The sequence below is a fragment of the Kitasatospora sp. NPDC059817 genome, assembly GCF_042731835.1.
In the GTDB taxonomy this organism is placed as follows: Bacteria; Actinomycetota; Actinomycetes; order Streptomycetales; family Streptomycetaceae; genus Kitasatospora.
The window spans coordinates 1-9,379 of the sequence record NZ_JBHWIR010000234.1 but is presented as its reverse complement, the minus strand read 5'-3'; the positions used below and the strand labels follow the sequence as shown (position 1 = coordinate 9,379).

Genomic DNA, 9,379 nt, shown 5'->3' with positions numbered 1-9,379 from the left:
TCACCCCCACACAGAGGGGGCGGGGGGGGGGGGCGGGGGGGGGGGCGCCGCGCTGGCCGCGGTCACGGTGGCGACGCCCGCCCAGGCGGACGCGCCGCGCGGCCGCACCGAACGGGTGTCCGTCGGGCTCGGCCAGGCGCAGCCCGACGGCGCCTCGTACGCCGCCGGTCTGAGCGCCGACGGCCGCTTCGCCGTCTTCACCTCCAAGGCCGCCAACCTGGTGCCCGGCGACACCAACGGCAAGTCGGACGTCTTCGTCCGGGACCTGTGGACCGGCCGGACCGAACGGGCCAACACCGGCGCGGACGGCGCCCAGGCGGCCGACGACTCCTTCGACGCCACGATCAGCGGCGACGGCCGCTACGTGGCGTTCAGTTCCTACGCCACCAACCTCGCCCCCGGCGGGAACCTCGGCTTCGAGGACGTCTACGTCCACGACCGCTGGACGGGGACCACCGAGCTGGTGTCCACCGGCCACGACCCGGCCAAGCCGCAGACCGGCCGGCAGTCCGGCCACCCGTCGATCAGCTGGGACGGCCGGTACGTCGCCTACCAGTCCAACCGCTCCGACCTGGCCCCCGGCACGGTCACCTGGACGGGCGGCAACATCTACGTCACCGACCGCCGGACGGGCGGGACCCGCCTGGTCAGCGTCGGCGCGGACGGCACCGAGGCGAACGCCTCCTCCGCCGAGCCGGTGATCAGCGGGGACGGCGGCTCGGTCGGCTTCATCTCCAAGGCCACCAACATCATCGGCCAGGACAAGCCCGGCGCCCTCGCCGCGAAGGCCGCCGCCGAGCTCGACGCCGTCTCCGACGAGGAGTTCGTCCGCGACTCCTTCCGGCACGACGACCAGCCGACGATCCTCAAGCCCCGCTTCTACCCCCTCTACGTCCGCGACCTCCGCGCCGAGCAGAGCGTCCTGGCGAGCACCGACGGGGCGGGCGGCTACCGCGGGGCGGCCTCGCCGGCGCTCAGCCAGGACGGCCGGTACGCCGTCTACTCGGCGCTGCTCCAGGACGGCAACGGCCCCTGGGGGCACCACTTCGAGGTGTACGTCCGCGACCTGGAGGAGGGCACCGAGACCCTGGTCAGCGCCGGGCTCCCGGGGACGAAGACCTCCGGCGACTCCTACCACGCGCAGATCACCGCCGACGCCCGCTGGGTCTACTTCGACTCCGACGCGGCGAACCTGGTGCCCGGGGACACCAACAACGCCGGGGACGTCTTCCGGCGCGACCTGTGGACCGGCCGCACCGAGCGGGTCAGCGTGGCGACGGACGGCTCGCAGACCGCCGGCGCCTCGGAGCGGCCGTTCGTCGACGCCCTCGGCACCACGGTGCTGTTCACCTCCGAGGACGGCACCCTCGTCCCGGGCGACACCAACCAGGCCCCTGACGTCTTCCTCCGCCGACTGCCGCTGCTCTGACCCGGAGCCGGCCGGACCCGGCCCGTCCTGGTCCGTCCGGGCCAGGCCGGGCCGGACCCGGCCGTGCTCAACGCGCCGGCAGCAGGTACCCCAACTGCGAGACCGCCGGCCACAGTTCGTCCGCCAGCCGGGCCGCGCCCGCCACCGCGCCGACGAACACCTCGGGCGCGCCCGCCGCGGCCACCAGCCCGCCCTTGGCCACCGTCGCCAGCCCGGCGACCAGCCCCGCCCCGGCCGCCGCCCAGATGCCCAGCGCGAGCAGCGCACCCGCGCCCAGCCCGGCCAGGAACAGCTCGCCCTCACGCGTGAACAGCCGTTGGTCGCGCTGCACCGCGGTGGCCAGTTCGGGGAGCAGCGTCGGCCCCAGCGTGCGGGCGCGCTGGCGGGCGGCGATCAGTCTGAGCATCGCCTCGCGGATCTTGTCGGGCAGTTGCACCGACCGCAGCGGCACCTGGTGGATGTGGTAGAGCACCAGCCCGTCGTAGCCGGGGCGCCCGTTCGCGGGCCGCGGGTGGTCCTTGAACTCCGCCCGGTTGGTGGGCCAGTAGCAGATCCAGTCGACGGAGGTCTCCCCGTTCGCCTCGGTGACGTTGAGCGGCATCGGCAGCACCATCAGCCCCGCGCCGAGCCGCCAGTCGGTGCCCGCGCCGACCACCGTGTCGGGCAGCTGCTTGACGGCGGTCTGCTGCATGACGGCCAGCCGGTTCCCGATCATCCGGCCGCACGGGTCCCGCAACACCGAGATCTTGCCCTGGAGTTCGCGGTAGGTGTCGAGGGCGCCGCCCTCGGTGCCGACCTCCAGGGCTTCCAGCCTCAGCTCAGGCACGTGGTTCTGGATGCCGAGCATGTCCGGTTTGAGCGCCCCGCCGGGGGTGAGCTCGCGGATCGCCTTGACCAGTTTGACCGCCGGGGTGCTCCGGTCCTTGAGCATCCGGGTGATCGCCTCGACCTTCGCCGCCGGGAAGACGTTGCGCAGGTCCTCGGAGAGCACCTGGAGCACCATCCGCAGCACCGGGTCCGGCGGCTGCTGGGTGAGCCTGGCGTAGGGCAGCGCGTCCTGCTGGTCGAGCCTGCCCCGGCCGGGCGTGCCCCACCACTCGCCGATCCGGTCGAGCTGGAAGGTCACCCAGGTCGCGCCGGGGCGGGCCTCGAAGTCCGTCCCGAAGTGGTGGCGGACCCACAGTTCGGCGGCCAGGTACTCGAAGACCGTGGGCGGCTCCGCGCGTGGCGGGCCCAGCAGTTGGCAGGCGTCCTCGTCGCGCAGGAAGCTCACGACATGTCCTTGAGCGGGCTACTGACGGCGATGTCGGTGCCGGAGGTCGGCGTGTACTCGTTCCACTCGGCGATCAGGGTGCCGCGCCGACCCGGGCGGCGGACCGGGAACGGTGTCATGGTGCCGTCGTGGCGGTGGGTGAGGCCGGCCAGCAGCAGGTGCCGCCCGTCGTCCGGGACCCGCACCACCCGGGCGGTCTCCTGGATCCGGCGGTCGTCGTACTCGTCGACGAGCACGACGGCGTCCGCCTCGAAGCCCGCGCTGGACGCCACCGGCACCAGGACGGGCGCTCCCCCGGCGGCCGGTTCGACCGCGGCGGCGCAGGTGGTCACCACCTCGTCCTCCAGCAGCAGCGTGCTGCTGCCGGGGTTGGCCGGCGGGATGCCGGGGTAGTTCCGGTCGTCGTAGGCGGCGATCTCCCGGGCGATGGTGAGGTACGGGTGGTCGGCGGGCAGCGGGGCGCCGTGGAAGCCGCCTTCGGCGAAGCGCACCCAGGCCTCCTCCCAGCCCTTGCGCACGGTGAGCACCACCCGGGCGCTGCCCGCGCGCAGGAAGGCCTGCCGGTTGGCGTCGGGGTGGGTGATCCTGCTGACGAAGCCCCAGGCGGCGGGCGCGTCCCAGAAGTACGAGTAGAGGAAGGTGACGACGTTCTCCCACTCGATGGCCTGGTTGATGAAGGCCACCTCCGCCTCGTGCCCGAGCACGGCCGCCCAGGCCGCGGCGCTCACCCCGATCCCGCCGGTGTCGTCGCCGGGGAAGCCGGCGCCGTGGCGCAGCCGGTCGGGGTCGTTGCCGACGGAGGCCTTGAACGCGTCGACCACCTCCTGCGGCATCACGTGGTAGTCCACGCCGAGCAGGAAGCGCAGCACGCCCTTCATGACCTCGTCGCTCTCCTCGCGCCGGAGCGTGAGGGTGTCCACGCCGTTCAGCCGGTCCCGCAGGGCGGCGGCGCGGGCGGCGAGGTCCTGCTGTTCGGCGTAGTACTTGGTCTGGGCGGCGTTGAACAGGGCCGACCAGACGCCGTTCTGCCACTGCCGCCGGGCCTCGTCGGTGGGTTCGACGACGGCCGTGAGGCTGAGCCAGGTCTGCCGGTTGTTGACCAGGTGGAAGCTCACCACGGACGGCCCGCCCGCGTGCCGCAGCAGCGCGCCGTCGGCCGGGTCGGCGAGGTCGACCGGGCCGTGGGAGCCGAACGGCTCGTTCCACTCGGGGATGGTGCTGCCGAGCACCTTGAGGTTGTAGTTGTAGTCGCCGGTGCGGCTCTCGGAGGCGAACTGGAACCAGAGGTTCTTGATCCAGTAGCCGTCCGGGACGGTGAGCGGCGGCGCGTCGTAGATGCCGGCGCCGTCGTTGTTCGGCGCGGTGGCGTTGACGTGGACGTCCGGGTGCGGGCCGGGGGCGAGCTGCACCACGGCGCCGTACCGCTCGGCGAGCACCAGGTAGTGCGGCTGGCTCTCGCCGGGGCGGACCTCCTCGGTGATGTCCGAGTGCGGCACGTCGAACTGGAACGGCCCCACCTTCGATTCCAGCGCGGCGAGTTCCGCGTAGGCCTCGCGCAGCGCACCGGCCGGTTCGGGGATCGCCAGGTCGTAGGTGAGGCGCAGCCCGGAGCGGTAGAGCCGGACCCGCCACTTGCGCATCATGCTGAAGTAGTCGATCCGGATCGGGTCGGTGGGGCTGGCGTTCTTCAGCGTGCGGGTGGTGGTCTCCGAGGAGCCGGTGACGGTGGTCGTCGTGATGGTGACCTTGTGCTCCTGCTTGGTGCGGGAGGAGGCCTTCTGGGTGAGCGTGGTCGCGTGCTTGCGGCTGTCGGTGGCGGACTGGGAGTCGGAGTTCTGGCTGGTCATGCCGGAGGTGACGGAGCCGGAGATGAGCGGGATGCCGCCGGAGACGGTGCCGGTGACGTTGAACTGGTTGCTGTGCTGCAACTGGTTGGTGGTGGACTGGGAGAGTTCGGTGTTGTCGGTGACGCCGGTCTCGCTGACGTTCTCCAGCGTGTCGGTGACGATCGAGCTGAACTCCTTGGAGGTGACGGACCACTCCTTCTGGGAGACGGCCGTCTCCTCCAGCGGCGCGAGCGGGATGGTGGCGACGAGTTCGCCCCGCTCGATGCCGGCCGGGGCCATCTCCAGGCGTTCCAGGTTCATCATGCCGATCGGGGTGACGGCCGCGTTGTGGTCGTAGGCGGCGTTCGCGGCGGCGGCCCGGGCGGCCAGCGCCAGGCCCTCCTCGGTGCCCGCTGCCCGGCGCACCCGCTCCAGCGCGGCGCCGAGGGCGCGCAGCGCGGCGCCGTCGGCGGCGGCGAGGGCGGCGGCCCGCAGCGTGCGATCGGCCGGGGCGGCGGCGCAGGCGGCGAGCAGTTCCCAGGGCAGGTCCGCCGTCACCTGCTCGCGGACGGCGGCCACTTCGCCGGGGCGCAGGTCGAGTCCGCGCAGGTAGGCGTGCCCGGCGAAGGCCGGGCCGCGCTGCGGGCCGTCCACCCGGAGCGGGACGAGGGTGGCCTTCGGGATGCTGCGGGCCGCGTGGCCGAGCACCGGCGGCTGGCCGTCCGGCCACGGTGGTGTGGGCGGGGTCGGCGGCGTCGGCGGTGCGGGTGTGTCCGGGAAGTGGTCGGGCATGGCGGTCCCCTCCGTCCGTCTGCTGCCCCGAGCCCTACCCGGCGCCGCCCGGGGGACCCGCCGCGCCCGAACGGCTCGCGGCGCACGGCGGGTTGCGAGGAAGTGCGGCAGGGCTGCCGGGCCCGCCCGCGCGCCCCTCAGGGCGTGAGCGCCCGCGCCGACGCCCAGCGCGTGAGCGCCCGCGCCGACGCCCAGCGCGTGAGCGCCCGCACGCCCCTCAAAGCGTGAACGCCCGCACGCCCCTCAGAGCGTGAGCGCCCGCGCCGACGCCCGGATCGGCGCCGGGAGTTCGGTGCCGCCGCGCAGATGGCGATCCACCGCCGCGGCCGCCGCCCGCCCCTCTGCGATCGCCCACACGATCAGTGACTGCCCGCGCCCGGCGTCCCCGGCGACGAAGACGCCCGGCGCGCCGCTGGCGAAGTCGTCGTCCCGGGCCAGGGCGCCGTCCGGGCCGGTGGCGAGGCCGAGTTGGGTGATCAGCCCCTGGTCCGGCTCCGGGCCGCTGAAGCCCAGCGCGAGCAGCACCAGCTCGGCCGGGACGCTCCGCTCGGTGCCGGCCCGGGGGCTGCGGTCGGCCGGTTCGGCCTCGGCGAAGCGGACGGCGGCCAGCCGGCCGTCCGGTCCGGCCTCGAAGCCGAGCGTGGTCGCCGCGAACACCCGGGGCCCGGCCGCCGTGGCCCCCGACTCCTCGTGCGAGGTGGTCTCCCGGTACACCTTCGGGTGGACGGGCCAGGGCTGCCCCGGCGCCCGGCACACCGGCGGGCACGGGTTGATGTCGAGCTGGGTGACGGAGGCCGCGCCCTGGCGCAGCGCCGTCCCCAGGCAGTCGGCCGCGGTGTCCCCGCCGCCGACGATCACCACGTGCCGGCCCTCGGCGGACACCGGCGGGGTCGCACGGTCGCCCTCGTCGACCCGGTTCGCCCAGGTCAGGTAGTCGATCGCCTGGTGCACGCCGGGCAGGGCGCACCCCGGCACCGCCAGCTCCCGGCAGGCGGTCGCGCCGACCGCCACCACCAGCGCGTCGCACCCGGCCCGCAGTTCCCCGGCCGCGAGGTCCCGGCCGACGGACACCCCGGTGCAGAAGTCCGTGCCCTCGGCCCGCATCTGGTCGAGCCGCCGGTCCAGCCGGTGCTTCTCCAGCCGGAACGGCGGGATCCCGTAGCGAAGCAGCCCGCCTAGGCGGTCGGCCCGCTCGTACACCGTGGTGGCGTACCCGGCCCGGGTCAGCTGTTGCGCGGCGGCCAGGCCGGCCGGGCCCGACCCGACCACGGCCACCCGCCGCCCGGCGCTCCGCTCGGGCGGCTGCGGCAGGTCCCAGCCCTCTTCCCAGGCCCGGTCGGTGATCGCCAGCTCGACGTTCTTGATCGTCACCGCCGCGCCGTCGATGGCCAGCACGCACGCGCTCTCGCAGGGCGCCGGGCAGAGCCGTCCGGTGAACTCGGGGAAGTTGTTGGTCGCCAGCAGCCGGGCGGCGGCGGCCCGCCAGTCCGCGTCCGCCACCAGCCGGTTCCACTCCGGCACCAGGTTTCCCAGCGGGCAGGCGTGGTGGCAGAACGGCAGCCCGCAGTCCATGCACCGGCCCGCTTGCCCGCCCACCACCGGCAGCGGCGCCCGCGGCCGGTACACCTCCCGGGAGTCCCCCAGCCGCTGCTGTGCGTCCCGCCGCTCGCGCTCGGCGCGCGGGGTGGTGAGGAAGGCCATCCGGTCTGCCATCGCGGCCTCCGGCGGGGTGTGCCGACAAGGACCCGGTGGCACCCCCGGCGGACACGCCACCGTGTGGCCACCGTACGCCCGTCCCCGGCGCTGCGAAAGCCGCAGCCGGTACGGCCACCGGCCGGGCCCGGACCCGCGGACCCGGGGACCCGGCGGAGGCCGTCGCCCGGACCCGCCGGACGCCGCCGCGGGCGCGCCGGGGAGAATCGGGGCCATGACCCACACCGTGCTGATCGCCGAGGACGACCGGGCCATCCGCGACTCCCTCACCCGCGCCCTCCAGCTGGAGGGCTACCGGGTGAGCACCGCCGCGGACGGCGCGCAGACCCTGGCCGCCCTCACGGAGCAGCGCCCGAACCTGCTGGTGCTGGACGTGATGATGCCCGGCCCGGACGGCCTGGAGGTCTGCCGCCGCCTGCGCGCCGACGGCGACCGCACCCCGGTCCTGATGCTCACCGCCCGGGTCGAGGTCCCGGACCGGATCGCCGGGCTCGACGCCGGGGCCGACGACTACCTGGTCAAGCCCTTCGACGTGGACGAGCTGTTCGCCCGCCTGCGCGCCCTGCTGCGCCGCAGCCCGCCCGAACCCGTCGGCGGCGGCGTCCTCGCGGTGGCCGACCTGCGGGTCGAGCCGCACGCCCGGCGGGCCTGGCGGGCCGGGCAGGAGCTGGAGCTCTCCCGGACCGAGTTCGACCTGCTGGAGCTGCTGACCCGGCACGCGGGCTCGGTGCTCGACCAGGCCACGGTGTACGAGCAGATCTGGGGCTACGACTTCGGCCCCGGCTCGAAGAACCTCGCGGTGTTCATCGGCTACCTGCGCCGCAAGCTGGACCGGCCCGGCCTGACACCGCTGATCCACACCGTCCGCGGCGTCGGCTACACGCTGCGCGAGTCGTGACCGGCCGTGGCCGGCCGCGGCTGCTGTGGCCGCGCCCGGGGCTGCGCACCACCGTCTCGCTCGCCTTCGCCGCGATGGCCGCCCTGGTCGCGGTGCTGATCGGCGCGCTCGGCTACCGCTCCGCCGCCCGGCTGATCCGGGACGACGAGGCCGCCGACTTCACCGCGGCCGTCCAGGCGGTGCACCAGCAGGTCGGCCGGGAGATGCTGTTCCCCGGCGACTTCAACGGCACGAGCGGCCTGAGCGAGGATCTGCTGCGCCCGATCCGGGTCACCTCGCAGTCCCTCGGCCCCGACGGGGAGGTGCTGCCCGGCACCGCCCGGATCGACCTCCGGCCGACCCCGGAGGACCGCTCCCTCGCCCGCTCCGACGCCCCCGGCCGGACCTCGTCCGGACTTCGGCCCGTGCACGGCGACACCTACCGGGTGGCCGTGGTCTCGCTCGGCGGCGGCCGCGGCGCGGTCCAGATCGCCCAGCAACTGAGCCCCACCGAGCACCTGTTGGCGACGCTGCGGATCCGTACCGGGGTGTCGGTGGCGGTGGTCGCGGTGCTCGCGGGCGGGGCCGGCTGGCTGCTCGCCCGGCGGATCACCGGCCGGCTGGTCCGGCTCACCGACGCGGCCGAACTCGTCGCCGCCAGCGGACGGTTGGACGTTCCGGTGCCGGCCGCCGGGACGGACGAGGTCGGCCGGCTCGGCCGGGCCTTCGACCGGATGCTGGGCCGGCTCGCCACGGCGAAGGAGAACCAGCGCCGACTCGTCCAGGACGCCGGGCACGAGCTGCGCACCCCGCTGACCAGCCTGCGCACCAACCTCTCGGTCCTGCCCAGCCTGGACCGCCTGCCGCCCGCCGAACAGGAAGCACTGATGGCCGATCTGGCCGAGGAGGCACGGGAGTTGACGCTGCTGGTGGAGGAGCTGGTGGCGCTCGCCGCGGACCGGAAGGCCGACGAGGAACCGACCGAACTGGTGCTGGCCGAGCTGGTGCGCGAAGCCGCCGCACAGGCCCGGCGGCGCAGCGGCCGGGAGATCACCGTGGACGCCGACGACACGGTGGTCACGGCCCGCCCGGACGCGCTGGCCCGGGCGGTGGGCAACCTGCTGGACAACGCCGCCAAGTTCGACCCGGCCGGGACGGCCCCGATCGAGGTGGTGGTGCGCGGCCGCCGGGTCGAGGTGCGCGACGGCGGGCCGGGGATCGACGAGGCCGACCTCTCCCGGGTCTTCGACCGCTTCTACCGGGCCACCGCCGCGCGCAGCCTGCCCGGTTCGGGGCTGGGCCTGGCCATCGTGCACGAGGTGGCCGGCTCGCACGGCGGCGAGGCCTTCGCCGCCAACCGGGACGGCGGCGGCGCCGTGATCGGCTTCACCCTCGGCCCGTAGGGCGTGTCCTCGAAACCGCCGTCCGCACAACGCCGCCGGGCCCCGGGCGCGCAGCAGCGCCCGGGG

At 75.0% G+C, this 9,379-nt stretch carries 6 protein-coding genes; 3 read left to right on the top strand and 3 right to left on the bottom strand.

Going from position 1 to position 9,379, the window contains the following annotated elements; genetic code table 11:
• On the top strand, positions 1-1,429 hold a 1,429-nt coding region (locus ACFV61_RS31665), incomplete at its 5' end, for a hypothetical protein (RefSeq protein WP_380495369.1).
• A gap of 67 nt (positions 1,430-1,496) precedes the next feature.
• On the opposite strand, the gene ACFV61_RS31660 is transcribed toward ACFV61_RS31665, so the two are convergent.
• The 3 genes from ACFV61_RS31660 to ACFV61_RS31650 form a co-directional block, all read right to left on the bottom strand.
• Positions 1,497-2,702: a hypothetical protein gene (locus ACFV61_RS31660; protein ID WP_380495368.1), complete on the bottom strand. Its 1,206-nt coding sequence runs from the start codon at positions 2,700-2,702 to the stop codon at positions 1,497-1,499.
• Positions 2,699-5,320 (bottom strand): hypothetical protein, encoded by a 2,622-nt coding sequence (locus ACFV61_RS31655; RefSeq protein WP_380495366.1) that lies wholly within the window; start codon positions 5,318-5,320, stop codon positions 2,699-2,701. Before ACFV61_RS31655 ends, ACFV61_RS31660 begins: the two co-directional genes overlap by 4 nt.
• A gap of 243 nt (positions 5,321-5,563) precedes the next feature.
• Positions 5,564-7,033, bottom strand: a complete 1,470-nt coding sequence (locus ACFV61_RS31650; RefSeq protein WP_380495364.1) for a glutamate synthase subunit beta — start codon at positions 7,031-7,033, stop codon at positions 5,564-5,566.
• A 214-nt stretch (positions 7,034-7,247) separates the two neighbouring features.
• Here ACFV61_RS31650 and ACFV61_RS31645 point away from each other — a divergent pair, with 214 nt between their 5' ends.
• Positions 7,248-7,931 carry a response regulator transcription factor gene (locus tag ACFV61_RS31645; RefSeq protein WP_380495362.1) on the top strand — a complete coding sequence of 228 codons (684 nt, stop codon included), beginning with the start codon at positions 7,248-7,250 and terminating at the stop codon, positions 7,929-7,931.
• Entirely contained in the window at positions 7,928-9,313 is a 1,386-nt protein-coding gene (locus ACFV61_RS31640; RefSeq protein WP_380495360.1) for a sensor histidine kinase, read from the top strand. The genes ACFV61_RS31645 and ACFV61_RS31640 overlap by 4 nt, the downstream gene beginning before the upstream one ends.
• Positions 9,314-9,379 lie beyond the last annotated feature (66 nt).